Annotated in this window: 22 protein-coding genes and 3 pseudogenes; 19 read left to right on the forward strand and 6 right to left on the reverse strand. The window is 72.2% G+C overall.

The window, feature by feature from the left end; translation table 11 throughout:
- The first annotated feature begins 109 nt into the window (after positions 1-109).
- The 17 genes and pseudogenes from BJF79_RS04515 to BJF79_RS04590 all read left to right on the forward strand — a co-directional run bounded on the left by BJF79_RS04515 (position 110) and on the right by BJF79_RS04590 (position 16747).
- Complete coding sequence (locus BJF79_RS04515; RefSeq protein WP_075895122.1) at positions 110-1027, forward strand: phosphatidylinositol mannoside acyltransferase; 918 nt, start codon at positions 110-112, stop codon at positions 1025-1027.
- A complete protein-coding gene (locus BJF79_RS04520; RefSeq protein ID WP_075895124.1) occupies positions 1024-2187 on the forward strand; it encodes a glycosyltransferase family 4 protein in 1164 nt (387 codons plus the stop codon). Before BJF79_RS04515 ends, BJF79_RS04520 begins: the two co-directional genes overlap by 4 nt.
- A gap of 11 nt (positions 2188-2198) precedes the next feature.
- A complete protein-coding gene (locus BJF79_RS04525; protein ID WP_075895125.1) occupies positions 2199-2738 on the forward strand; it encodes a hypothetical protein in 540 nt (179 codons plus the stop codon).
- A 337-nt stretch (positions 2739-3075) separates the two neighbouring features.
- Complete coding sequence (locus tag BJF79_RS04530; RefSeq protein ID WP_262401529.1) at positions 3076-3891, forward strand: DUF3048 domain-containing protein; 816 nt, start codon at positions 3076-3078, stop codon at positions 3889-3891.
- Positions 3892-3984: 93 nt separating this feature from the next.
- Positions 3985-4902: a pyridoxal 5'-phosphate synthase lyase subunit PdxS gene (pdxS, locus tag BJF79_RS04535; protein ID WP_075895127.1), complete on the forward strand. Its 918-nt coding sequence runs from the start codon at positions 3985-3987 to the stop codon at positions 4900-4902.
- 165 nt (positions 4903-5067) lie between these two features.
- Positions 5068-5746 (forward strand): annotated as a pseudogene (locus tag BJF79_RS04540) (DUF6928 family protein).
- 111 nt (positions 5747-5857) lie between these two features.
- A complete protein-coding gene (pdxT, locus tag BJF79_RS04545) occupies positions 5858-6478 on the forward strand; it encodes a pyridoxal 5'-phosphate synthase glutaminase subunit PdxT (RefSeq protein WP_075895129.1) in 621 nt (206 codons plus the stop codon).
- Between the two features lies 1 nt (position 6479).
- Positions 6480-7232, forward strand: coding sequence for a YebC/PmpR family DNA-binding transcriptional regulator (locus BJF79_RS04550; RefSeq protein WP_075895131.1), 753 nt, complete (start codon positions 6480-6482; stop codon positions 7230-7232).
- A 142-nt stretch (positions 7233-7374) separates the two neighbouring features.
- A pseudogene (ruvC, locus tag BJF79_RS04555) lies at positions 7375-7869 on the forward strand (crossover junction endodeoxyribonuclease RuvC); the annotation flags it as partial.
- Between the two features lie 76 nt (positions 7870-7945).
- Positions 7946-8551 carry a Holliday junction branch migration protein RuvA gene (ruvA, locus tag BJF79_RS04560; RefSeq protein ID WP_075895133.1) on the forward strand — a complete coding sequence of 202 codons (606 nt, stop codon included), beginning with the start codon at positions 7946-7948 and terminating at the stop codon, positions 8549-8551.
- Positions 8552-8594: 43 nt separating this feature from the next.
- Positions 8595-9659 (forward strand): Holliday junction branch migration DNA helicase RuvB, encoded by a 1065-nt coding sequence (gene ruvB, locus BJF79_RS04565; protein WP_075895135.1) that lies wholly within the window; start codon positions 8595-8597, stop codon positions 9657-9659.
- Between the two features lie 178 nt (positions 9660-9837).
- The gene (gene yajC, locus BJF79_RS04570; RefSeq protein WP_075895136.1) at positions 9838-10347 is read left to right on the forward strand and encodes a preprotein translocase subunit YajC; all 510 of its coding nucleotides are present in this window, start codon (positions 9838-9840) and stop codon (positions 10345-10347) included.
- 49 nt (positions 10348-10396) lie between these two features.
- Positions 10397-10969, forward strand: a complete 573-nt coding sequence (locus BJF79_RS58475; protein ID WP_262401531.1) for a hypothetical protein — start codon at positions 10397-10399, stop codon at positions 10967-10969.
- 299 nt (positions 10970-11268) lie between these two features.
- A complete protein-coding gene (gene secD / locus BJF79_RS58480; protein WP_262401535.1) occupies positions 11269-12273 on the forward strand; it encodes a protein translocase subunit SecD in 1005 nt (334 codons plus the stop codon).
- A 3-nt stretch (positions 12274-12276) separates the two neighbouring features.
- Entirely contained in the window at positions 12277-13458 is a 1182-nt protein-coding gene (secF, locus tag BJF79_RS04580) for a protein translocase subunit SecF (protein ID WP_075895137.1), read from the forward strand.
- Between the two features lie 83 nt (positions 13459-13541).
- Complete coding sequence (locus tag BJF79_RS04585) at positions 13542-14069, forward strand: adenine phosphoribosyltransferase (protein ID WP_187356955.1); 528 nt, start codon at positions 13542-13544, stop codon at positions 14067-14069.
- A 504-nt stretch (positions 14070-14573) separates the two neighbouring features.
- Positions 14574-16747: pseudogene (locus BJF79_RS04590) on the forward strand (RelA/SpoT family protein).
- Between the two features lie 277 nt (positions 16748-17024).
- Here BJF79_RS04590 and aspS read toward each other — a convergent pair.
- Genes aspS through BJF79_RS04605 form a run of 4 tightly spaced genes read right to left on the reverse strand, consistent with a single transcriptional unit; the run spans position 17025 to position 20760 of the window.
- The gene (gene aspS / locus BJF79_RS04595; protein WP_075895139.1) at positions 17025-18785 is read right to left on the reverse strand and encodes an aspartate--tRNA ligase; all 1761 of its coding nucleotides are present in this window, start codon (positions 18783-18785) and stop codon (positions 17025-17027) included.
- Positions 18782-18907, reverse strand: a complete 126-nt coding sequence (locus BJF79_RS58485) for a His/Gly/Thr/Pro-type tRNA ligase C-terminal domain-containing protein (RefSeq protein ID WP_262401532.1) — start codon at positions 18905-18907, stop codon at positions 18782-18784. Before BJF79_RS58485 ends, aspS begins: the two co-directional genes overlap by 4 nt.
- Complete coding sequence (gene hisS, locus BJF79_RS04600) at positions 18904-20049, reverse strand: histidine--tRNA ligase (protein WP_262401533.1); 1146 nt, start codon at positions 20047-20049, stop codon at positions 18904-18906. The genes BJF79_RS58485 and hisS overlap by 4 nt, the downstream gene beginning before the upstream one ends.
- Before the next feature lie 15 nt (positions 20050-20064).
- Positions 20065-20760: an MBL fold metallo-hydrolase gene (locus BJF79_RS04605; protein WP_075895140.1), complete on the reverse strand. Its 696-nt coding sequence runs from the start codon at positions 20758-20760 to the stop codon at positions 20065-20067.
- A 255-nt stretch (positions 20761-21015) separates the two neighbouring features.
- On the opposite strand from BJF79_RS04605, the gene BJF79_RS04610 reads away from it, so the two are divergent.
- A complete protein-coding gene (locus BJF79_RS04610; RefSeq protein ID WP_075895142.1) occupies positions 21016-21789 on the forward strand; it encodes a peptidylprolyl isomerase in 774 nt (257 codons plus the stop codon).
- Between the two features lie 83 nt (positions 21790-21872).
- Positions 21873-23108, forward strand: a complete 1236-nt coding sequence (locus tag BJF79_RS04615; protein ID WP_083733164.1) for a DUF349 domain-containing protein — start codon at positions 21873-21875, stop codon at positions 23106-23108.
- A 73-nt stretch (positions 23109-23181) separates the two neighbouring features.
- Here BJF79_RS04615 and BJF79_RS04620 read toward each other — a convergent pair whose 3' ends face one another.
- Together BJF79_RS04620 and BJF79_RS04625 are read right to left on the reverse strand one after the other, a co-directional pair.
- Positions 23182-23763 (reverse strand): DUF305 domain-containing protein, encoded by a 582-nt coding sequence (locus tag BJF79_RS04620; protein ID WP_262401534.1) that lies wholly within the window; start codon positions 23761-23763, stop codon positions 23182-23184.
- A 145-nt stretch (positions 23764-23908) separates the two neighbouring features.
- Positions 23909-24556, reverse strand: coding sequence for a DUF3105 domain-containing protein (locus tag BJF79_RS04625; protein ID WP_075895148.1), 648 nt, complete (start codon positions 24554-24556; stop codon positions 23909-23911).
- Between the last annotated feature and the right edge of the window lie 166 nt (positions 24557-24722).

Below are 24722 nucleotides of genomic sequence, written 5' to 3' on the forward strand. Positions count from 1 at the left end.
CCCGCCGCCGCTCCCGGCCGCGACCGCCGAGGCCGGCGCGGCAACGGCGAACGCAGCGCGGACGGTCCGGGCGCGAAGGCGGCGGCGAACGCCGGCCGGATCGACGACGATGAGAGTCCCGCTCCGTGACGAGGCCGCGGACGCCGCCTACGCGGCCGGCTGGAGGATCGTCCGCAAGACCCCCGAGCGGGCGGCCCGGCTGGTGTTCACCGCCATCGCCGACCGCACCTGGCACCGGTACGGCGCAGGGGTCCGGCAACTGGAGCGGAACCTGTGCCGCGTCCTCGGCAAGGACGCCGTCGACGACGAGGTGCGCGTCCTCAGCAAGAAGGTCATGCGGTCCTACTTCCGCTACTGGCTGGAGGTGTTCCGGCTCCCCGAGTACGACCGCGGGCGGATCGTCGGGAAGATGCGCGTCACCGGCGAGAAGAAGATCTTCACGAACCTCGACGCGGGCCGCGGCGTCGTCCTCGCCCTGCCGCACATGGGCAACTACGAGCACGCCGGCGCCTGGCTCGTCCACCAGGGGTACCCCTTCACCACCGTCGCGGAGCGGCTCAAGCCCGAGTCGCTGTTCGACCGGTTCGTCGAATTCCGCGAGGGGCTCGGCATGGAGGTCCTCGCGCACAAGGGCGCCTCCGCCTACGGCCGGATGGCGCGGCGCCTGCGCGAGGGACGCCCGGTCTGCCTCGTCGTCGACCGCGACCTCACCGAAAGCGGCGTGGACGTCGAGTTCTTCGGCGCCACCGCCCGGATGCCCGCCGTGTCCGCCGCCCTGGCGGTCCAGACCGGCGCGGCGCTGATCCCCGTGACGCTCTGGTATGAAGGTGAGTACTGGGCGGCGCGCGTGCACGAGGAGATCCCCGTGCCCGCCGAAGGCGTCCGACAGGAGAAGATCCGCGCCATGACCCAGGAGCTCGCGACGATCTTCGAGGAGGGCATCGCCGCCCACCCCGAAGACTGGCACATGCTGCAGAAGGTGTGGCTCGACGACCTGCCGGGGAGCCCGGCGGAGGCCCCCCGATGAGGGTCGGCATCGTCTGCCCCTACACCTGGAACGTCCCCGGCGGCGTGCAGCGGCACATCGCCGACCTCGCCGAGGCGCTGATCGCCCTCGGCCACACCGTCTCGGTGATCACCCCCGCCGACGACGACGCCGACCTGCCCCCGTACGCGGTCCCCGCCGGACGCGCCGTCCCCGTCCCCTACAACGGCTCGGTCGCGCGGCTGGCCTTCGGGTTCCTGTCGTCGAGCCGGGTCCGCCGCTGGATCAACGAGGGCGGCTTCGACGTCCTGCACGTGCACGAGCCCGCCGCGCCGTCGCTCGGCCTGCTGGCCTGCTGGGCGGCCGACGGCCCGATCGTCGGCACCTTCCACGCGTCCTACGAGAAGTCCCGCGTCGTGTCGGTCACCGCCCCGATCCTGCAGAGCGCCCTGGAGAAGATCACCGGACGGATCGCGGTGTCGGAGGCGGCCCGCACCACGCTCGTCGAGCACCTCGGCGGCGACGCCGTCCTCATCCCCAACGGGGTCGCCACCGAACGGTACGCGATGGCCGACCCGCTGCCCGGCTGGCGCGGCCGCGCCGACGGCTCCGGGGACGGCTCCGGCGACGAGGCGATCGGCTTCCTCGGCCGGATCGACGAACCCCGCAAGGGCCTGCCGGTGCTGCTGCGCGCCTTCGAGATCCTCGCCCGCGCCCGTCCCCGGCTGCGGCTGCTGATCGCCGGGCCGGGCGACGCCGACGACGTGCTGTCGCGCGTCTCCCCGGAGCTGCGCGACCGCGTCGTCCTGCTCGGCCTGGTCAGCGAGCGGGACAAGGTCCGCGCCTACCACTCGGTGGACGTGTTCGTCGCGCCGAACCTCGGCGGCGAGAGCTTCGGGATCGTCCTCGCCGAGGCGATGGCGGCGGGCGCCCCCATCCTGGCCAGCGACATCGAGGCGTTCGACCGGGTGCTGCGCGGCGGCCGTGCCGGGGCGCTGTTCCCGACCGGCGACCACGAGGCCCTCGCCGCGGCCGCCGCCGACCTGCTCGACGACCCCGCGCGCCGCAAGCAGCTGTCGGCCGAGGCGCGCGCCGCCGTCCGCGATTACGACTGGTCCGCCGTCGCCCGCGACGTGCTGAGGGTGTACGAGACCGTCTCCCTCGGCCACGCCGGCGTCGTCGAGTCCGGTCCCGGCGCCTAGGAGACCCCGGGATGCCCGACTGGATCATCGACGTCCTGTTCTGGATCGCCGTCGCGTTCCTGCTCGCCGTGTACGTCTCGTGGCGCGCGACCCGCCTGGACCGGCTGCACGTCCGCGTCGAGACGGCCCGCGCCGCGCTCGACGCCGCGCTCGTCCGGCGGGCGGCCGCCGCGCTCGAACTCGCCGCGTCCCGGCTGCTGGACCCCGCCACCAGCCTCGTCCTCGCCACCGCCGCCCACGAGGCCCGCACCGCCGACGCCGAGCACCGCGAGTTCGCCGAGAGCGACCTGTCGCGGGCGCTGCGCGCGGTGGTCGACCAGCCCGGCTTCGTCGACGCGCTCACCGGCCGCGCCGACGGCGACGGCAAGGCGGTACTGGAGGAACTGTCCTCCTCCGCCGCGAAGGTCGCCTACGCCCGCCGCTTCTACAACGACGCCGTCTCCCAGGCCCGCATCGCGCGGCGCAAACTGCTGATCCGGGCGCTGCGGCTGGCCGGACGCGCCCCGCTGCCGGGGTTCTTCGAGATCGACGACGACCCGCCCGGCATCTGAACCGGCGGGCATCTGAACCGGCGGGCATCTGACCGGCGGGCGTCCGGACGAGGCACGGCGACCGTTTCGCTACCCTCTGGCGCAGATCTCCCGAAGGAGGGATCAGCGTGCGAAACTCCTGGGGCGCGACCGCCCCCGGCCGGACCGCCGCCGGGCTCGGGGCCCTCACCCTCGCCGCCGCGCTCGCCGCCTGGACTCCGGCGGGAACGGGACGCGGGAGGCCGAGCCGCCGAACGCGCCGGGCGGACGGGACGGCGCCGCGGCGTCCGCGAACACCGGCCCGGCGACCCACCCGTTCAACGGCGGGAAGAAGGGCCTGCGCGGCCCGGTCCTCGCCGTGAAGATCGCCAACACCGAGAAGGCGCTCCCGCAGTCGGGCGTCCAGGACGCCGACATCGTCTACGTCGAGCAGGTCGAGGGCGGCGCGACCCGGCTGATGGCGGTGTACTCGTCCGAACTGCCCGAGCGCGTCGGGCCCGTCCGCAGCGCCCGGATCTCCGACCTGCACCTCCTCGCCCAGTTCGGGCGCCCGGCGTTCGCCTTCTCCGGCGTGCAGAGCAAGATGAAGAAGAACATCCGGCAGGCGCCGTCCTACGACGTCTCCCAGGAGAACGGCGGCTCCGCCTACTTCCGCGCGGGCCCGAAGCCGATCCCGTACAACCTGTACGCCGACCCCCGCGACCTGCTGGAACTGGCGCCCGGCGCCACCGGGCCGCGCGACATCGGCTTCCGCTTCGGCGACGCCCCGGACGGCGGCGAGCCCACGAAGTCGTTCACCGCGAAATGGCCCGCGGCGTCCATGGGCTTCACCTGGTCGGCGAAGGAGAAACGCTGGCTGGCGAGCTTCGACGGCCGACCCGACGTGTCCGCCGAGGGCGGACGCCTCGGCGGTGCCACCGTCGTCGTCCAGTACGCGAAGACGACGCGCTCGAAGTTCCACGACTCCCTCGGCCACTACACGCCGCTGATCGAGACGACCGGGACGGGGCGCGCGCTCGTCCTGCGCGACGGCAAGGGCTACGACGCCCGCTGGTCGCGTCCGTCCGAGGGGCAGGGGACGACCTTCACCACCGCCGACGGGAAGCCGATGACGTTCGCGCCCGGCCAGGTCTGGGTGGTGCTGGTCAACGAGGGCGGCCCCGTCATCCCCTGAACCCCGCGTTGAGGGTCTGCCGGGTCCGAAGGCGGCACGAGCAGGCAATATCATGGAACGTGACTAGTCGTCCGCTCACGTGAGGAATTGCCCGTGTCCACTTCCAGCCCCTCTTCCCAGAACACCGCGCCGGAGACCGGGACCGCCCGGGTCAAGCGCGGCATGGCGGAGATGCTCAAGGGCGGCGTGATCATGGACGTCGTCACCCCGGAGCAGGCGAAGATCGCCGAAGACGCCGGTGCGGTCGCCGTGATGGCCCTGGAGCGGGTCCCCGCCGACATCCGCGCCGAGGGCGGCATCTCCCGGATGAGCGACCCGGACATGATCGACGGCATCATCAACGCCGTCTCCATCCCGGTCATGGCCAAGGCCCGCATCGGCCACTTCGTCGAGGCGCGGGTGCTGCAGGCGCTCGGCGTCGACTACGTCGACGAGTCCGAGGTGCTCACCCCCGCCGACTACGAGAACCACATCGACAAGTTCGCGTTCACCGTCCCGTTCGTGTGCGGCGCGACGAACCTCGGCGAGGCGCTGCGCCGCATCACCGAGGGCGCCGCGATGATCCGCTCCAAGGGCGAGGCCGGCACCGGCGACGTCTCCAACGCCACCACCCACATGCGGCAGATCCGGCAGCAGATCCGCAAGCTGCAGAACCTGCCCGAGGACGAGCTGTACGTCGCCGCCAAGGAACTGCAGGCGCCCTACGATCTCGTCAAGGAGGTCGCGACGGCCGGCAAGCTGCCCGTCGTGCTGTTCACCGCCGGGGGCATCGCCACCCCGGCCGACGCCGCCATGATGATGCAGCTCGGCGCCGAGGGCGTCTTCGTCGGCTCCGGCATCTTCAAGTCCGGCAACCCCGCCGAGCGCGCCGCGGCGATCGTGAAGGCCACCACCTTCCACGACGACCCCGCCGTCATCGCCGACGTCTCCCGCGGCCTCGGCGACGCGATGGTCGGCATCAACGTCGCCTCCCTCGGCGAGGACCAGAAGTTCGCCGGCCGCGGCTGGTGACCGGCTGACGCCCGCGGCGATCGTCCGGCCGCCACGACCGGACGATCGCCGCCGGCCGCCCCTCCACAGCGCGTCGCTCCGGCGTTACGCTGGCGGCGCGGCCGGTGCGGGGCCGAGGGCAGGGCACGGCCCCGCGCGCGGTGCCCGGCCGCGGGAGGGGAGAGCATGGCTTGGTCGGTCGCGCTGGCCTGTGCGAGCGCGGGAGAACCCGCCGAGGTCTTCCGTCCCGGACTGGAACCCGATCCGGACGCCGCCGCGCGCATCGCCCGCGGCCTGCACCCGGCCGGCACCCTCACCGCGACCGGCGACACCGTCCTCGACTTCGCCCTCTGGCCCTACGAGGACGAACTGTTCGTCGGCGCGTTCGGCGCCGCCCGCGACGAGCGGGCCCCGGACGAACGGGCGCTGCTGGTGTGCGACCGCCGCCTGTTCCGCCTCGACGACGACGCCCGCCGCGTCGCCGACACCGCCGCCGCCGCGCTGCCCGGCGCCCGCTGCGGCGTGCTCGTCCTGCACAACGTCGTTCCGCGGCTGCTGGTTCCGCTGGTACGAGGACGCCGAACTGCGCCGGGACGTCTTCCTCACCGCCGAGGACGGCGTCATCGTCGACCAGGGCGCCCGGCTCCCCGCCGAGCGCCCGTTCTGGCGCGCCCTCGACGCCGGCGCGCCGGACGTCCCGCTGCCGTTCGACCCCGAGGAGTTCGGGCTGGCGCTCGCCGCCGCCCACATGTTCGGCCGCGGCATCGCCGACCGCGGCAAGGACGGCTTCCTGCCCCTGGAGCTGCCGCTGCGCCGCTTCAAGTTCGGCCGCCGCGACCGGTCCCGGACCGGCGACGCGCGGTGACGTCCCGAGCCTGAGCCGGGAAGACGCGTACCGGACCGCGACGTTGGACGAAGCGTCCAGGCGACGGAACCTCTAGTGTTGGTCCGTCCGCATCCCCCGGAAGGTTCATTCGTGACTGCCGTACCGACCATCGGCGTCCTGGCCCTGCAGGGCGACGTGCGCGAGCACGCGCGCGCCCTCGAACAGGCCGGGGCCCGAACCCTGAACGTGCGCCGCGCCGCGGAGCTGGAGCGGGTCGACGGACTCGTCCTGCCCGGCGGGGAATCCACCGCCATGTGGCGGCTGGCCCGCGCGTTCGACCTGCTGGAGCCGCTCCGCAAGCGGATCGAGGCGGGCCTGCCCGTCTACGGCTCCTGCGCCGGCATGATCATGCTGGCCGACCGCATCCGCGACGGTGCGGACGGCCAGGAGACCATCGGCGGGATCGACATGACCGTGCGGCGCAACGCCTTCGGCCGGCAGGTCGACTCCTTCGAGTCCGACGTGCCGCTGACCGGGATGGGCGACACGCCGTACCACGCCGTGTTCATCCGCGCCCCCTGGGTGGAGTCCACCGGCGACGCCGTCGAGATCATCGGCCGCGCCGAGGGCGGCCCCGACGCCGGTAGGATCGTCGCCGTCCGACAGGGGCGGCTGATGGCCACGGCTTTCCACCCGGAACTGACGGGCGACTTCCGTGTGCACCACTACTTCGCCGATCTGGTGCGCCGGACGATGGTTGAGGAGGATTGAGATGTCCGGCCATTCCAAATGGGCGACCACCAAGCACAAGAAGGCGGCCCTCGACGCCAAGCGGGGCAAGCTCTTCGCGAAGCTGATCAAGAACATCGAGGTGGCGGCCCGCACGGGCGGCGGCGATCCCGACGCCAACCCCACCCTGTACGACGCCATCTACAAGGCGAAGAAGAACTCCGTCCCCAACGACAACATCGAGCGCGCGCGCAAGCGCGGCGCCGGTGAGGAGGCCGGGGGCGCCGACTGGCAGAACATCACCTACGAGGGCTACGCGCCCGGCGGCGTCGCGGTGCTCATCGAGTGCCTCACCGACAACCGCAACCGCGCCGCCTCCGAGGTCCGCGTCGCCCTGACCCGCAACGGCGGCTCCCTCGCCGACCCCGGCTCGGTGTCGTACATGTTCACCCGCAAGGGCGTCGTGATCGTCCCGAAGAACGGCACCAGCGAGGACGACGTGATGATGGCCGTCCTCGACGCCGGCGCCGAAGAGGTCAACGAGCTCGACGAGGAGAACTTCGAGGTCGTCAGCGAGGCCGGTGACCTCGTCGCCGTCCGCACCGCCCTCCAGGAAGCCGGGATCGACTACGAGTCGGCCGAGAGCAAGTTCCTGCCGAGCGTCTCGGTGCCCCTGGACGAGGAGAACGCGAAGAAGGTCTTCCGCCTCCTGGACGCCCTCGAAGACTCCGACGACGTCCAGGACGTCTACGCCAACTTCGACGTGAGCGACGACGTTCTCGCCGCCCTGGACTGAACGCCCGACGGCCGCCCCGGCCGCCCCGGCCGCCCGATCGCGGCGTCCGGGGCGCTCCGGGGACACGCACGGCGCGCCGCCGCGCGATGTCGGCGCGGATTGGTAGCGTTGGCGCCCGAACAGATGATCGAGAGGGGCGGCCGTGCGGGTGATGGGGGTGGACCCCGGGCTCACCCGGTGCGGGGTCGGGGTCGTCGAGGGCGCCCGGGGAAAAAGCTCCACCTGGTGCACGTGTCGGTCGTCCGCACCGCCCCCGACGAGGACCACGCCCTGCGGCTGCTCGGCATCGAGCGCGGCATCGAGGGCCTCATGGACGAGCTGCGCCCCGAGGCCGTCGCCGTCGAGCGGGTGTTCTCGCAGCACAACGTGCGGACCGTGATGGGCACCGCCCAGGCCGCGGGCATCGCGATGCTCGCCGCCGCGCGTGCGCGGGCTCCCGGTCGCCCTGCACACCCCCAGCGAGGCCAAGGCGGCCGTCACCGGCAACGGGCGCGCCGACAAGGCACAGGTCACGAAGATGGTGACGCGGCTGCTCGCGCTCGACGAGGCGCCCAAGCCCGCCGACGCCGCCGACGCGCTCGCCCTCGCCATCTGCCACGTGTGGCGCGGCGGGGCGCTGCGGCAGCCGGCGCGCGCGTTCCGGTCGCGGATCGAGGAGGCGGCGCGGGCGAACGCGAACGGCTCGCCGCCCGCAGAACAGGAGGGACCGTCCAGTGATCGCCTTCGTCAGCGGCGAGGTCGCCGCCGCCGGACCCGACGGCGCGGTGATCGACGTGCACGGCGTCGGCCTCGCGGTGCAGTGCACCCCCGCCACGCTGGCCGGACTCCGCGTCGGCGAACAGGCCCGGGTGCCGACGTCGCTGGTCGTCCGGGAAGACTCCCTCACCCTCTTCGGGTTCGCCGACGACGACGAGCGCGCGGTGTTCGAGCTGCTGCAGACCGCGAGCGGCGTCGGGCCCCGGCTCGCGCTGGCGATGCTGGCCGTGCACACCCCGAACGCGCTCCGCCGGGCCGTGGCCGCCGAGGACCTCACCGCCCTCACGAAGGTGCCCGGCATCGGGAAGAAGGGGGCGCAGCGCATCGTCCTCGAACTGAAGGACCGCCTCGGCGGCCCCGTCGGCGACGGCGCGGACGAGGTCCGGGCGCCCGTCAAGGCCGAGCCGTGGCGCGAGCAGGTGCAGATGGGCCTGGTCAACCTCGGCTGGTCGGCGAAGGACGCCGACGCCGCCGTCGACGCCGTCGCCGCCGACCTGGACGGCGCGGAGACGCCGCCCGTCGCCGCGCTGCTGAAGTCGGCCCTGAAGAAGCTGAGCAAGTGAGCGGCCGCTGGACGGCCGGGAGCCGCCGGGCGGAGGCGGGCCGATGAGCGAGGACGAGCGGATCGTGTCCCCGGCCCCCGACGGGTCCGAGGAGCAGGCGATCGAGGCCGCGCTGCGGCCGAAGAAGCTCGGCGACTTCGTCGGGCAGGAACGCGTCCGCGAGCAGCTCGCCCTGGTTCTGCACGGCGCGCTCGGACGCGGCCGGACCCCCGACCACGTGCTGCTGTCCGGCGGCCCCGGCCTCGGCAAGACCACCCTCGCGATGATCATCGCGGCGGAACTGGGACAGCCGCTGCGGATCTCCTCCGGCCCCGCCATCGAGCGGGCCGGCGACCTCGCGGCCGTCCTGTCGACGCTGTCCGAGGGCGAGGTCCTGTTCCTGGACGAGATCCACCGGCTGGCGCGGCCCGCCGAGGAGATGCTCTACATGGCGATGGAGGACTTCCGCGTCGACGTCGTGGTGGGCAAGGGCCCCGGCGCGACCGCGATCCCCCTCGACATCGCCCCGTTCACCCTGGTCGGGGCGACGACCCGCGCCGGGATGCTGCCGGGGCCGCTGCGCGACCGGTTCGGGTTCACCGCCCACATGGACTTCTACGAGCCCGCCGAACTGGAGATCATCGTCCGGCGGTCGGCGGGCCTGCTCGGCGTGGAGATCACCGACGACGCCGCGGCGGAGGTCGCCCGGCGCGCGCGGGGCACGCCCCGGATCGCGAACCGGCTGCTGCGACGCGTCCGCGACTACGCCGAGGTGCGCGGCGACGGGACCGTGACCAGGGAATCGGCACGGACGGCGCTGTCGTTGTACGAAGTGGACGAACGGGGGCTCGACCGGCTCGACCGGGCCGTGCTCGGATCCCTGCTGCGCAAGTTCGGCGGCGGCCCGGTCGGGCTGTCGACGCTGGCGGTCGCGGTGGGGGAGGAGCCGGAAACGGTCGAAGTGGTCGCCGAACCGTTCCTGGTGAGGCAGGGGCTGCTGGCCCGGACGCCGCGCGGCCGGGTCGCGACCGGCGCCGCGTGGGCGCATCTCGGGCTGACCCCGCCGCCGACGGCGCCGCTGGCCGGGACGCTTTTCGACCCGGACGACGACGCCGACCGGCCACAATAGTGATCATCGGGTAACGGGTTGGGAACTTCCCGGCGTCACCGATCGTCACGTCGTTGCCGGGGTCTGGCGTAATCTCTAGACTCCGGGACCTGGTTCACCGTCTTCCAGCCGACGGTTCCAATGATGTGGCCGATCCGGTCACGGGCTGGGCAATCGACACCGGAAGGATGCCCCGGTAATGGGCGGCGACATGATCATTGCGGCGGAGTCCGGCGGTAGCGGGGCCTTCAATCTCCTGCTCCTGCTGGCGATCCCGCTGGTCTTCTACTTTCTCCTCATCCGCCCGCAGAACAAGCGGCGCAAGGAGCAACTGCAGATGGAGAGCAATCTGCAGCCGGGCTCGCGGGTGATGACGACCAGCGGTATGCGCGCCACCGTGCTGTCGGTGGACGACGACGGCGTGCTCCTGGAGATCGCACCCGGCGTCGAGGTGAGCTTCGTCAAGCAGGCCGTCATGCGCGTCATCCAGGACGACGACGCCAAGGGCGCCGACGCCGAGGAGCTCGACCTCGACGAGGACGACGACGACGCCGACGACGAGCGCGACGGCGGCACGGTCGACCTCACCAAGGACGACGCCACCGAGGACGACGCCGACGACGCCGAGGACGAGGACGACGCCGAGGACGGCGACGACCGGGCCAAGGCGAAGACCGGTGCGAAGGCCGGGCGGAAGTCTTCCGACTGACGCCTGACGCCTCTCCGGCACCGATTCAAGACGGGAAGTAAGACGACAAGTGGCTCCCCCTAGGAACGTCCCCAAGCCGGGACGCACCCTTCTCGCGCTCTTCGCGATCCTGGTGGTTCTGGCAGGGACGGCGGTCCTGCAGGGGCAGACGACGCCCAAGCTCGGGCTCGACCTCGCCGGCGGGACGACCGTGACGCTCTCGGCCAAGACGCCGAACGGCACGGACCCGCCGGCCGAGCAGATGGACCAGGCCGTCAAGATCATGACCCAGCGGGTCAACGGCCTGGGCGTCTCGGACGCCGAGGTGCAGAAGCAGGGCGGCGACAACATCGTCGTGAACGTTCCGGGGGCCGGCCAGAACCGCGTCGTCAACATGATCGGCACGACCGCGAAACTGCAGTTCCGGCAGGTGTTCGCGGCCACCGACGGACGTCCGGCGACGGGGGCGGCGTCCCCGTCGCGACCCCGTCGGCGAGCGGAAGCGAGAAAGCCGATCGCGGAAACGGTGATCGGGGCGATCAGGACGGGGAGCCGAGCCAATCGCCCTCGTCCTCCGCTTCGGCCTCGCCGTCCGCCTCGTCCTCCGCCGCCCCGCGCGGCCGCGCCGCGAGCGGCGCGCTGACGGCACCCACCCCCTCGGCGACGGCGTCCCCGTCGCCGTCCGGCTCTTCCGGGGCCGCCGCCTCGCCCGAAGCGTCCGCCTCGCCCGAAGCGTCCGCGTCGCCCGAGGCGACCGGCTCGTCCGGCGCGGCGGACACGTCGTCGCTCTACCCGGGCGTCAAGGACCAGGCCGTCGTCAAGCAGTTCGAGGAGCTCGACTGCTACAACGGCGACCGGCGCGCGCCCGGCTCCAACGACCCGAAGAAGGACTGGGTCGTCGCCTGCGACCAGGACGTCGAGAACGGCCAGGTCTCCAAGTACATCCTCGGCCCCGTCCGGGTGCTCGGCGAGAACGTCGACGGCGCCGAGGCGGTCCCCCCGAACGCCCAGCAGGGGCAGCCCAGCTGGTCGGTCTCGCTCGACTTCGACGGCACCGGCGCCGACCGGTTCGGCCAGGTCACCACCGAGGCGTACGGCGCCTACCAGCAGGACCCCACCTCCGCGCAGGCGCAGATCGCGATCGTCCTGGACGGCCAGGTCGTCTCCGCGCCCGCCATCAACCAGGGCGCGATCACCGGCGGCACCGCCAGCATCGACGGCCCGCCCGAAAGCTTCAACCAGCAGTACGCCACCGACCTGGCCAACGTGCTCAAGTACGGGGCGCTGCCGCTGGAGTTCCAGCAGAGCTCCATCGACGAGGTGTCGTCCACCCTCGGCTCCGACCAGCTCACCGGCGGCCTGATCGCCGGCGGCATCGGCCTCGCCCTCGTGGTCGTCTACTGCATGCTGTACTACCGGGGCCTCGGCCTGGTCGCGGTGTCCAGCCTCGCGGTCGCGTCCGGGATCACCTACCTGGCCGTCGTGATCCTCGGTGAGAACATGGGCTTCCGGCTCTCGCTGCCGCACATCATCGGCCTGATCGTGTCGATCGGCATCACCGCCGACTCGTTCATCGTCTACTTCGAGCGGCTGCGGGACGAACTCCGCGCGGGCCGCAAGCTCCGGCCGTCCGTCGAGACGGCCTGGAAGCGCGCCCGCCGCACGATCCTCGTCGCCGACGCGGTGACGTTCCTCGCCGCCCTCGTGCTGTACTTCCTCGCGGTCGGCGGCGTCGCCGGATTCGCGTTCGCGATGGGGCTCACGACCCTCATCGACGTGCTCGTGGTGTTCTTCTTCACCAAGCCGCTGGTGGCGGTCCTGTCGCGCACCAAGTTCTTCGGCAGGGGCCATCCGCTGTCCGGGGTCGACGCCAAGCGGCTGCGCCGCACGGCGGGCCCCGCGTCCGGTTCCGGCACCACCGTCCGTCCGACCGGCCAGGAGGTCTGAGCCATGGCGACGCGTGCGATCATCTCCCGGATCTACCGGGGCGAGGTCAGCGCCGACATCGTCGGCCGGCCGAAGCTGTGGTACTCGATCTCCGGGGTCCTGCTCCTGCTGTCCATCGCCGGTCTGCTCGTGCAGGGCCTGAACTTCGGCGTGGAGTTCAAGGGCGGCTCGGTCTTCACCTTCCAGGCGCCGAGCGCCTCGATCGAGCAGGTGCGCGGCGCCGTCGCCGACGGCGGCGCCCACCAGACGATCGTGCAGGAGTCCGGCGACAAGTGGCGGGTGACCACCGAGAGCATGTCGTCCTCGGAGGTCACCGAGGTCAAGGAGACCGTCACCGAGCAGCTCGGCGTCCAGTCGGAGAAGATCAGCACCCAGGTCGTCGGCGCCTCCTGGGGCGGTGAGATCCAGTCGAAGGCATGGCAGGCCCTCGCCGTCTTCATGGTGCTGATCATCGCCTACCTGTCGATCGCGTTCGAGTGGCGGATGGCGGCCGCCGCGGTCGTCGCGCTCGTCCACGACCTGGTGATCACCGCGGGCGTCTACGCCTGGTCCGGATTCGAGGTGACCCCCGCGACGCTGCTGGGCTTCCTCACGATCCTGGGCTACTCGCTGTACGACGCGGTCGTGGTGTTCGACATGATCAAGGAGGTCACCAAGCCGCTCGGCCCGACCTCCAAGACCACCTACAGCGAGGCCGCGAACAAGGCGCTCGCCAGCACGCTCGTCCGGTCGCTGAACACCTCGCTGGTGGCGATCCTGCCGGTGGCGGCGATCCTGTTCATCGGGACGACGCTGTTCGGCGCCGGCACGCTGAAGGATTTGTCGCTCGCCCTGTTCGTCGGCATGATCGTCGGGACGTACTCGTCGCTGTGCGTCGCGACGCCGCTGCTGGTGCAGCTCAAGGAGCGCGAGCCCAAGTACCGGGAGATCCGGGCGAACATGGCGCGCCGCGAGGCCAGCGCCAAGCGGCAGGCGAAGACGGCCGCCAAGGTCAAGGCGACGGCGGGCGCACCCGGCGGCGGACCGGACGACGACTCCGGCGACCCGGACGGGCCGGGGGACGACGCTCCGGCGGCGAACCCCGCCGAGGACGTCAAGCGGTCCGTCACCGTCCGCAAGGTGGTGCAGACGGGGCCGCGGCAGCAGCCCAGGCGCGGCACGCGCCAGCAGCGCCGCGGCAGGTGACACGCAGGTGACGCGGCCGCACGGCCGCGAGCAGGGCCCGCACGGGCGGTAGGAAACAACGGACGTCTCAGGGGGCGCGAACGATGGTGGACCTCGGCAAGCTGATCCAGGAACGGATCCGTGATGTGGACGACTACCCGAAGCCGGGCGTCGTCTTCAAGGACATCACCCCGCTCCTGGCCGACCACGTCGCCTTCGCGGGCGTCGTGGACACCATCGTCAACCACCACGGCCGCGGCACCATCGACAAGATCGTCGGGATCGAGGCCCGGGGCTTCATCCTCGCCGCGCCCGTCGCCTACCACTTCGGGGCGGGTTTCGTGCCGGTCCGCAAGAAGGGCAAACTGCCCGCGCGGACGCACGCCGCCACCTATGATCTCGAGTACGGGACGGAGACGATCGAGATCCACGCGGACGCCTTCGAGTCCGGCGACCGCGTTTTGATCGTCGACGACGTCCTGGCCACCGGCGGGACGGCCCGTGCCGCCGCCGACCTCGTCCGACGCTGCGGCGGCGAGGTCGTCGGCCTCTCGGTCCTGCTGGAGCTGTCGTTCCTGCACGGGCGGGACAAGGTCGGGAATCTCGACGTCCACTCGCTGGTTACCGTCTAACACGGATCCGGCGCCGGATACACTGGCGCAATCGAGCCCGGTGGGGACGGGCGCTCACCCGCGGGGCGGACGGTTCGGGGCGCCCGCAGAAACCGAGGAGGCTGAGTGCCCGGTGAGGTGGCATCGACCGGCGCGGTGAGCGAGGCCGCGGAGAAGTCCGCGGCCGGGGCCCGCCCCGCGACGCAGGCCGCCGGTGAGGCGGCCGCGGAGCGAGCCGTGCCCGCCGCCGCGCCGCGCCGAGTCCGACGCCGGCCGTCCCGGCGACTCCGCCACCGCGACCGGAACCTCGAAAGGCGGCACCCCGGCCGGCGGCGCCTCGAAACCCGAGAGCGCCCCGGACCGAGCCCGCCGAACGCGGGAACGAGCGGCCCCGGCGCCCGCGGCTCCGCGTCCCATTCCGAGGAGGACCCCGCCCGCGGGGCCTCCGCGTCCACCACGATCCCGCCGTCCGCCGCCCGGGTGCGCCGCAGGCTCGCCAGGCTGGGCGCCCAGCGCGGAACCGCCATGAACCCGGTACTGGAACCACTGATCAAGACGGTCCGCAACACCCACCCGAAAGCGGACCTCCGGCTCATCGAACGCGCCTACGACGTCGCGGCGCACTACCACCGGCACCAGAAGCGCAAGAGCGGCGACCCGTACATCACGCACCCGCTCGCCGTCGCCACCATCCTCGCCGAGCTCGGCATGAACACCGAGACGCTCTGCGCGGCGCTGCTGCACGACACCGTCGAGGACACCCCCTACACTCTCGACGAGCTCACCACCGACTTCGGCGACGAGGTCGCCGCGCTCGTCGACGGCGTCACCAAGCTCGACAAGGTCAAGTACGGCGAGGCCGCCGAGGCCGAGACCGTCCGCAAGATGGTCGTGGCGATGTCCCGCGACATCCGCGTCCTGGTGATCAAGCTCGGCGACCGGCTGCACAACATGCGCACCCTGCGCTACATGCCGCGGCACAAGCAGGAGAAGAAGGCCCGCGAAACCCTCGAGGTGTTCGCGCCGCTCGCGCACCGCCTCGGGATGAACACGCTGAAATGGGAGCTGGAGGACCTCGCGTTCGCCACGCTGTACCCCAAGCGGTTCGACGAGATCGCCCGGCTGGTGTCCGAACGCGCCCCGCGCCGGGACGTCTACCTGCAGGAAGTCATCGAGAACGTCTCCACCGACCTGCGCGAGGCCCGCATCAAGGCCACCGTGACGGGACGGCCGAAGCACTACTACTCGATCTACCAGAAGATGATCGCCCGGGACGTCAGTTTCGACGACATCTACGACCTGGTCGGCATCCGGGTCCTGGTCGACAGCGTCCGCGACTGCTACGCCGCCCTCGGCTCGATCCACGCGCGATGGAACCCGGTCCCCGGCCGGTTCAAGGACTACATCGCGATGCCGAAGTTCAACATGTACCAGTCGCTGCACACCACGGTGATCGGGCCCGGCGGCAAGCCCGTCGAGCTGCAGATCCGCACGTGGGGCATGCACCGCCGCGCCGAGTACGGCGTCGCCGCGCACTGGAAGTACAAGGAAGAGACGGTCGGCGGCCGCCGCGCCGGCGACATGCAGTGGCTCCGCCAGCTCCTCGACTGGCAGAAGGAGACCGCCGACCCGGCCGAGTTCCTGGAGTCGCTCCGCTTCGACCTGTCGGTCTCCGAGGTGTTCGTCTTCACCCCCAAGGGCGACGTCATCGCGCTGCCGCAGGGGGCGACCCCGGTCGACTTCGCGTACGCGATCCACACCGAAGTCGGCCACCGATGTATCGCGCCCGCGTCAACGGACGTCTCGTCCCCCTCGAATCGACCCTCGACAACGGCGACACCGTCGAGGTTTTCACCTCCAAGTCGCAGGACGCCGGGCCCAGCCGCGACTGGCTCGGGTTCGTCAAGAGCGCCCGCGCCCGCAACAAGATCAAGCACTGGTTCTCCAAGGAGCGCCGCGACACCGCGATCGAGTCCGGCAAGGACGCCATCGCCCGCGCGATGCGCAAGCAGAACATGCCGCTGCAGCGCATGATGTCCGGGGAGGCGCTGCTCGCGCTCGCCGGCGACATGCGCTACCCCGACGTGTCGTCCCTGTACGCCGCGGTCGGCGAGAGCCAGGTCTCCGCCCAGCACGTCGTGCAGCGCCTCGTGGACGCCCTCGGCGGCGTGGAGAGCGCCGAAGAGGACCTCGCCGAGATCGCACTGCCGACCCGCCGCAAGCGCAACCGGCCTGCGGGCGACCCGGCGTCGGTCGTCGCCGACGACCCGGACGTCTGGGTGCGCCTGTCGCGCTGCTGCACGCCCGTCCCCGGCGACGACATCGTCGGCTTCGTCACCCGCGGCCACGGCGTCTCGGTGCACCGCACCGACTGCGTCAACGTCGAGAGCCTCCGCAGCCAGCCCGACCGGCTGATCGACGTCAAGTGGTCCCCGGGCGAAGACTCGGTCTTCCTCGTTGCCATCCAGGTCGAGGCCCTCGACCGCCCCCGGCTGCTGTCGGACGTCACCCGCGTGCTGTCCGACCAGCACGTCAACATCCTGTCCGCCTCGGTCACCACCACCCGCGACCGCGTCGCCGTCAGCAAGTTCACCTTCGAGATGGGCGACCCGAAGCACCTGGGCCACGTCCTCAAAGCGGTCCGCTCGATCGACGGCGTCTACGACGTCTACCGTGTGACGAGCGGCGCCACCAGGTAAGAAGCGGCGGCCTCCGCTCCGCTCCGGCCGCCGCGGAGAGGGCGGCCTCGATCTGGTTTCGGGGTCGCTGCGGAGGGGTGGCCTCGATCTGGTTTCGGGGTCGCTGCGGAGGGGTGGCCTCGGTTTGGTTTCGGGTTGCCGCGGAGGGGCCGTCTCCGTCCGGTTTCGGGGGTGCTGCGGAGGTGGCCGTCTCGGTCTGGTTTCGTGGCCGTTCGGGCCGGGAGACGTGCGGAGGGCGGTCGCCGGTTCGGCGACCGCCCTCCGGCGTGCGTGCGGGTCAGTCCTCGGCGGGCTCGTCCTCGGGGATCACGTCGACGCCCGCCTCCTTGCGCTGCTGCGGGGTGATCGGCGTGGGCGCGGCGGTCAGCGGGTCGAAGCCCGACGCGGCCTTCGGGAAGGCGATCACGTCGCGGATCGACTCCTGACCGGAGAGCAGCATGACCACGCGGTCCCAGCCGAAGGCGATGCCGCCGTGCGGCGGCGGGCCGAACTTGAACGCCTCCAGCAGGAAGCCGAACTTCGACTCGGCCTCCTCCTTGGACAGGCCGAGGATGTCGAACACCCGCTGCTGCATCTCGGCGCGGTGGATACGCAGCGAGCCGCCGCCGATCTCGTTGCCGTTCAGCACGAGGTCGTAGGCGTTCGCGAGCGCCGAGCCCGGGTCGTCCTGGAAGGTGTCGGCGAACTCCGGCTTCGGCGCGGTGAACGGGTGGTGCACCGACGTCCAGCCGATCCGCTCGCCCTTGTCGTCCTCGACGGGCTCGAAGATCGGCGCGTCCACGACCCAGACGAACTCCCACGCGGACGCGTCGATCAGCTCGCAGCGGCGGCCGATCTCCAGCCGGGCGGCGCCCAGCAGTTCCTGCGTCGCGTGCCGCCTGCCCGCGCCGAAGAAGATGGCGTCGCCGGGGGACGCGCCGGTCTTCGCGGCCAGGCCGTCCTTCTCGGCGTCCGACAGGTTCTTCGCGACCGGCCCGCCGAGCGCGCCGTCCGGCTGGACGAGGACGTACGCGAGCCCGCGGGCGCCGCGGGCCTTCGCCCAGTCCTGCCAGCCGTCGAGCTCCTTGCGGGTCTGGGACGCGCCGCCGGGCATCACGACCGCGCCGACGTACGGGGCCTGGAACACCCGGAACGAGGTGTCGGCGAAGTACCCGGTCATGTCGGTCAGCTCGTTGCCGAACCGCAGGTCGGGCTTGTCGGAGCCGTAGCGGGACATCGCGTCGGCATAGGTGATGTGGGGGATCGGCCGGGGGATCTCGTACCCGGCGATCTCCTTCCACAGGCGGCCGACGAGGTCCTCGCCGACGCGCAGGACGTCGTCCTGGTCGACGAACGACATCTCGATGTCGATCTGCGTGAACTCCGGCTGCCGGTCGGCGCGGAAGTCCTCGTCCCGGTAGCAGCGGGCGATCTGGTAGTAGCGCTCCAGCCCGCCGACCATCAGCAGCTGCTTGAACAGCTGCGGGGACTGCGGCAGCGCGTACCAGTGGCCCGGCTTGAGCCGGACGGGCACGAGGAAGTCGCGGGCGCCCTCGGGCGTGGAGCGGGTCAGCGTCGGGGTCTCGACGTTGACGAAGCCGTGCTCGCGCATCACCTCGTGCGTCAGGAACGACGCCTCCGACCGGACGCGCATGGCGTGCGCCACCGCGTCCCGGCGGATGTCGAGGTACCGGTACTTGAGCCGGATCTCCTCGTTGACGTTGACGTCGCCCTCGATGGGGAACGGCAGCGGCGCGGCCTCCGACAGCACCTCGATGGTCTCCGCGGCGACCTCGATGCCGCCGGTGGGCAACTCGGGGTTCTCGTTGCCCTCGGGCCGGATCCGGACCTCGCCGACGACCTTCACGCAGAACTCCGAGCGCAGGTCGTGCGCGGCGTCCTCCTCCCGGAAGACGACCTGTGCGGTGCCGGACGCGTCCCGCAGGTCGATGAACGTGACGCCGCCGTGGTCGCGGCGGCGGGCCACCCAGCCGGCCAGCGTGACCTGCTGCCCGGCGTGCTCCTCGCGGAGCGTCCCCGCCTCGTGCGAGCGGATCATTTCGAAAGCCTTTCTTTCAACGTCGTGACGATGTCGGCGAGGGGGACGGCGGTCTGCTCGCCCTCGGCCAGATTCTTGACCTGGGCGACGCCGTCGGCGATATCTCGCTCACCGAGGATCACGGCGTAGCGGGCGCGGACCGGTCCGCGTCCTTCATGGCGCCCTTCAGCTTCTTGCCGCCGAACGCCATGTCGGCGGCGACCCCGGCCCGGCGCAGGTCCGCGACCAGACCGAACATGCGCCGCTCGGCGGCGTCGCCCAGCGGCACCCCGAACGCCTCGCAGCGCGGCCGGGCGGCGAACTCGGCGCCCTCGGCCTCCAGCGCGAGGATCGTCCGGTCCAGGCCGAGCCCGAACCCGATGCCGGGCAGCGGCGGGCCGCCGATGTCCTCCGACAGCCCGTCGTAGCGCCCGCCGCCGCCGATGCCCGACTGGGCGCCGAGCAGCGGGTGGTCGAACTCGTAGGTCGTCCGGGTGTAGTAGTCCAGGCCGCGCACCAGGGTGGGGGTGTCCTCCCACTCGATGCCGAGGTCGGCCAGCAGTTCCCGGACGCGGTCGTGGTGCGCCTTGCACGCCGAGCACAGGTGGTCGGCCATCAGCGGCGCTCCGGCGACCAACTCGCGGACCTGGGGGCGCTTGTCGTCCAGTACCCGCAGCGGGTTGATCTCGATGCGGGCGCGGGTGGCTTCGTCCAGGTCCAGGCCGCGCAGGAACTCCTGCAGCCGCGCCCGGTAGGCGGGCCGGCACTCGCGGCAGCCCAGCGAGTTCAGCAGCAGCCGGACCCGCGTCAGCCCGAGGGAGCGGTACCAGTTCGCAGCGATCGCGATCGTCTCGGCGTCGACCCGCGGGTCCTCGCTGCCGATCGCCTCCAGGTCGAGCTGGTAGAACTGCCGGTAGCGGCCCTGCTGGGGACGTTCGGCGCGGAACGCCGCACCGGTCGTCCAGACCTTCACCGGCAGGCCGCCCTGCTTGTGCAGGCCGTTCTCCAGGACGCACCGCAGGACGGACGCGGTGAACTCCGGCCGCAGCGTCAGCGACCGGCCGCCGCGGTCCTCGAACGTGTACATCTCCTTGGACACCACGTCGGTGGACTCGCCGACGCCGCGGCGGAACAGGTTGGTGTCCTCGAAGACGGCCAGTTCCAGGTAGCCGTATCCGGCCAGCCGCGCCTGCTCGGCGAACGCCTCGCGGACCGCGTACAGCAGGTCCGCGCGCGGCGGAACGTATTCACTGACCCCTTTGGGGGCCTGAAAGCTCGAACTCATGATGTGTGAAGGTTTCTAGAGTCCCTTGTGGGGCCCGTCGGCGGGCGCGGTGTCCGCGAGGAACGGATTGGTGACGCGCTCGCGGCCGATTGTGGTCTGGGGGCCGTGGCCGGGCAGGACGGCGGTCTCGTCGGGCATCGACAGGCACACCCGCGCCAGGCTGGCGAGGATCTGCTCGTGCGACCCGCCCGGCAGGTCGGTGCGGCCGATCGACCCGGCGAACAGCAGGTCCCCGGAGAACATCACGTCCGGGAGTTCCTGCGTCGCGGGCGTCCGGAACGTCACCGACCCCGGGGTATGGCCGGGGGCGTGGTCGACGGTGAACCGGAGCCCGGCGAGCTCCATCTCGGCGCCGTCGGACAGTTCCCGCACGTCGTCGGGCTCGGTCAGCTCCAGCCCGCCGAACAGCTGCTGCCCCGGGCCGAGCGACAGCCCCTTCGCCGGATCGCTCAGCAGGTCCCGGTCGTCCGGGTGGACGAACGCGGGCACGTCCTTCGCGCCGCACACCGGGGCCACCGACCACACGTGGTCGAGATGGCCGTGGGTCAGCAGCACGGCGACCGGCTTCAGCCGATGCTCGCGCAGGATCTCGTCGATGCCTGCCTCGGCGTCCTGGCCGGGGTCGATGATGACGCATTCCTCACCCGCGGCGGGCGCCACGATGTAGCAGTTCGCGGCGAACGATCCAGCGGGGAACCCGGCGACGAGCACGGCCGTCCTTCCTTTGAACCATCTCGATGGGCGTGTCCGAGGGTACCGGCGCGCCCGCGGCCACCGCGAACGAGATCCGGCGATCGTCGTGTCGCGGGCCGTCCCGGGGCGGTGCCGGGGTCGTGTCGCGGAGCGTATTGCCGCGGGGCGGACGGGTGAGCTCGTTCCCCGGCGTCCGTTTTACGGCACTTTTACGCGCCGGTACCGCTACTATGCGCTGCACGTTCACCTGATCACAGCGAAAGGGCATGGCCAGTGGCGGGGAAGGACCGCAAGAAGCAGCTCGCGCGGCAACGTTATGAGCGCCAGCAGCAGCGCCGGGCGGCGGAGGCGGCCAGGGCGCGCAGGCTGAAGGTGTTCGGCTCGGCCGCCGCGGTGGCGGTGGTGGCGCTCGGTACGGCGGGATTCTTCCTGCTGACCGGCGAGGACGAGCCGGCCGCCGCGAACACCGCGTCCGGCGCGGCGAACGGCGAGTGCGCGTACAGCCCGTCCGAGGCGCCCGGGGCGCCCGAGGACCTCGGCACCCCGCCCGTGAAGCCGGCCCGCACCGGCACGGTGAACGCGACCGTCAAGACGAACCAGGGCGACGTCGTCCTCCAGCTGGACGGCAAGAACGCGCCCTGCACCGTGAACTCGTTCGCGTTCCTGGCGGAGAAGAACTTCTACGACGACAGCCCCTGCCACCGGCTCACCAGCGGCGGACTCAACGTCCTGCAGTGCGGCGACCCGACCGGCAAGGGAACCGGAGGGCCCGGCTACCAGTACGCCGACGAGAACCTCGACGGCGCCGCCTACGGCAAGGGCACCCTCGCCATGGCGAACTCCGGCCCGGACACCAACGGCAGCCAGTTCTTCATGGTCTATGGCGATTCGCAGCTCCCGCCCGACTACACCGTGTTCGGCAAGATCACCACGGGTATGGACGTGCTGGAGAAGATCGCCGAGGCGGGCTCGGAGCCCGAGGGCGACGGCGCGCCCAAGAAGAAGGTCACTATCGAGGACGTCACGATCGGCGCCGCCGCCGGGTGACCGGAATCAGCCGAACGGGATACTAAGGTGTGGAGGGTCCGAGGGCTGTGAGCACGATCGGACCCGCGACTCAGGAGGCAAGGGTGTCCAGCGCGACCGATCCATGGGGCCGGGTGGACGAGGACGGCACCGTCTACGTCAGGACGGCCGACGGCGAACGGGTCGTCGGATCCTGGCAGGCGGGCGCGCCCGAGGAGGCCCTCGCCTACTTCAAGCGCAAGTACGACTCGCTCGTCACCGAGATCGGGCTGCTCGAGCAGCGCGTCCGCACGACCGACCTGCAGCCCGCGCAGGCCGAGCAGAGCATCGGCCGGCTGCGCGAGGCGGTGACCGACGCCAAGGCGGTCGGCGACCTCGACGCGCTGGCCCGCCGGCTCGACGGGCTCACCGAGCGGGTCGGGCGGCGCCGCGAGGAGGTCAAGGCCCGCAAGGAGCAGCACCGGCACGAGGCGCGCGAGATCAAAGAGCGCATCGTCGGCGAGGCCGAGCGGATCGCCGCCGAGGAGACGCACTGGAAGAACGGCGGCGAGCGGCTCCGGCAGCTCGTCGAGGAGTGGAAGGCCGCCGACCGCATCGACCGGCCCACCGAGACCGCGCTGTGGAAGCGTCTCTCGTCCGCCCGCAACGCCTTCACCAAGCGCCGCAAAGCCTACTTCGCGACGCTGGACGAGCAGCGCGAGGACGCCCGCCGCGAGAAGGAACGGCTGGTCGCCGAGGCCGAGGCGATGTCCGGCTCCACCGACTGGGGCGAGACGGCCGCGGCCTACCGCGACCTGATGCGCCGCTGGAAGCTCGCCGGGCGCGCCGGCCGGGACGCCGAGGAGGACCTGTGGGCCCGCTTCAAGGGCGCCCAGGACACCTTCTTCCAGGCCCGCAGCGCCGTGTTCGCCGAGCGCGACGCCGAGTTCCGCGGGAACGCCGAGGAGAAGGAGAAGATCCTCGCCGAGGCCGAGCGGCTGCTGCCCGTCCGGGACGTCCGGCAGGCCCGGCAGGCGCTGCGCTCGATCCAGGAGCGCTGGGAGGCCGCCGGGATGGTGCCGCGCGACCAGCGCGACCGTCTCGAGGGCCGGCTCCGCAAGATCGAGGAGACCGTCCGCGGCGCCGAGGAGAACGAGTGGCGGCGCACCAACCCCGAGGCGCGCGCCCGCGCGGAGGCCACGGTCGCGCAACTGCGCAGCTCCATCGACCAGCTTCAGGCGCGGCTCGACAAGGCCCGCGGCGCCGGCCGCGACCGTGACGCCGATGACGCCGAGGAGGCGCTCACCGCCCGCCGCGCGTGGCTGGAGGAGGCCGAGCGGACGCTCGCCGAGTTCTCCTGACGACCGACGACCGTCGGGCGCGGCCCCGCCCCGGGACGTTCCGGGGCGGGGCCCGCGCGTTCGGCCGGGTGGTTCAGGCGGGACCGGCGGCCGGGGGCGGGGACGCCCCGCGTTCGCGGAGCATCCCCTCCATCAGCTCGATCTCCGCCTGCTGCCCCTGGACCATCGTCGCGGCCAGCCGCCGGACCCGCTCGTGCCCGGTGAGGCCGAGGATCGCCTCGGCCATCTCCACGCCCGCCCGGTGATGGGTGATCATCAGCCGCAGGTACAGCACCTCGGCGTCCCGGCCGGACGCCCGTTCCAGCTCCGCGAGCTGCTCCGGCGTCGCCATCCCCGGCATCGGCCCGGACGGGCCGGGGGACGCGCCCCCGTGCCCGCCGTGGCCCGACATCCAGCGCATCCGGCCGCCCGGATCCGCCTTCGGCAGCTCCCACTCGTCCAGCCAGGCCGTCATCATGCCGATCTGCTGCGACTGGGTGTTGACGATGTCGTAGGCCAGCAGCCGCACGCTCTCGTCGTCGGTTCGGTCCCGCACGATGAACGACATCTGCACCGCCTGGGCGTGGTGGGCGCTCATGTCCCGCGCGAACCCGGCCTCGGGCCCGTCGGTGCCCGGCCGTCCGGACCGCAGCGCGGCCAGCCCGGCGAGGGCCACCGCGCCACCAGCACGGCGACGGCGAGGACGACGGTGACCCGGCGCCCCCGCCCGCCGCCGGTCCAGCGCGCCGTCCGTGTCGTCCGTGCCGGTGGGGGCGTCGCGGTGTCGCCGGTGCTGGTGGGGTCGTCGTCCGGTTCGGGCGTCACGCCGTGGCCTTGGCGCCGGTGCAGGCGGCGCCCGGCTCGGGGGTCTGCGGGCCCTTCACGAACGCCTTGAGGAACTCGTCCAGCCGCGCGTCACCGGCGTCCTGCAGCTTGAGCTGGCTGCCCCAGGCGGTGAGGGTGATCGGGGAGTCCTGCGACGGGTACGGGCTCATGAACGTGTAGCTCGTCGACTCGACCTTCTCCTGCAGCGCCTCGACCTGCGCGGCGGCGAGGCCCGGCCGGTAGGTGATCCACACGGCGCCGTGTTCCAGGGCGTGGACGGCGTTCTCGTTGCGCAGCGCGTCGCCGTAGACGATGCCGTCACAGTTCTGCCACATCGGGTCGTGGTCGCCGCCCATCGGCGGGTCGGTGTCGTAGTCGACGCTCGCCCGGGTGTGCCCGTTGCTGAGCCCGTCCTTGCTGACCACGCCCGCGATGGACGTGCCGGCGTCCGCCGCCGACGACCTGCTCTGCAGGAAGGCGTAGGAGACGGCGACGATCGCCACCAGGCCGATCACGGTGAAGAAGGCGACGCCGCCCCACGGCACCTCCCGCTGCGTGAGGGCGTTCTTCTTCGGGTTCCTGGCCGTCGCCTTGCTCTTGGGGCCGGTGTTCCGGGCGTTCTTGTTCCGGGCGCTCTTGGACATGCGAGCGGTCCTCTCGGGGATGGTTCGGCTGGTCTGGGACACGAAGGCGTCGCCGTACCGCTTCGGGCGGGCACGGCGGCGCGGCGGCCGGAGCGGCCGGTCCTGTTACAGCCGGAGCACCTGGAGGGCGGCCAGGGAGGGGGCGGCGAACGCCCGGCCGGCGGGC

Origin of the sequence: Actinomadura sp. CNU-125 (assembly GCF_001942465.1) — a bacterium.
Classification (GTDB): domain Bacteria; phylum Actinomycetota; class Actinomycetes; order Streptosporangiales; family Streptosporangiaceae; genus Spirillospora.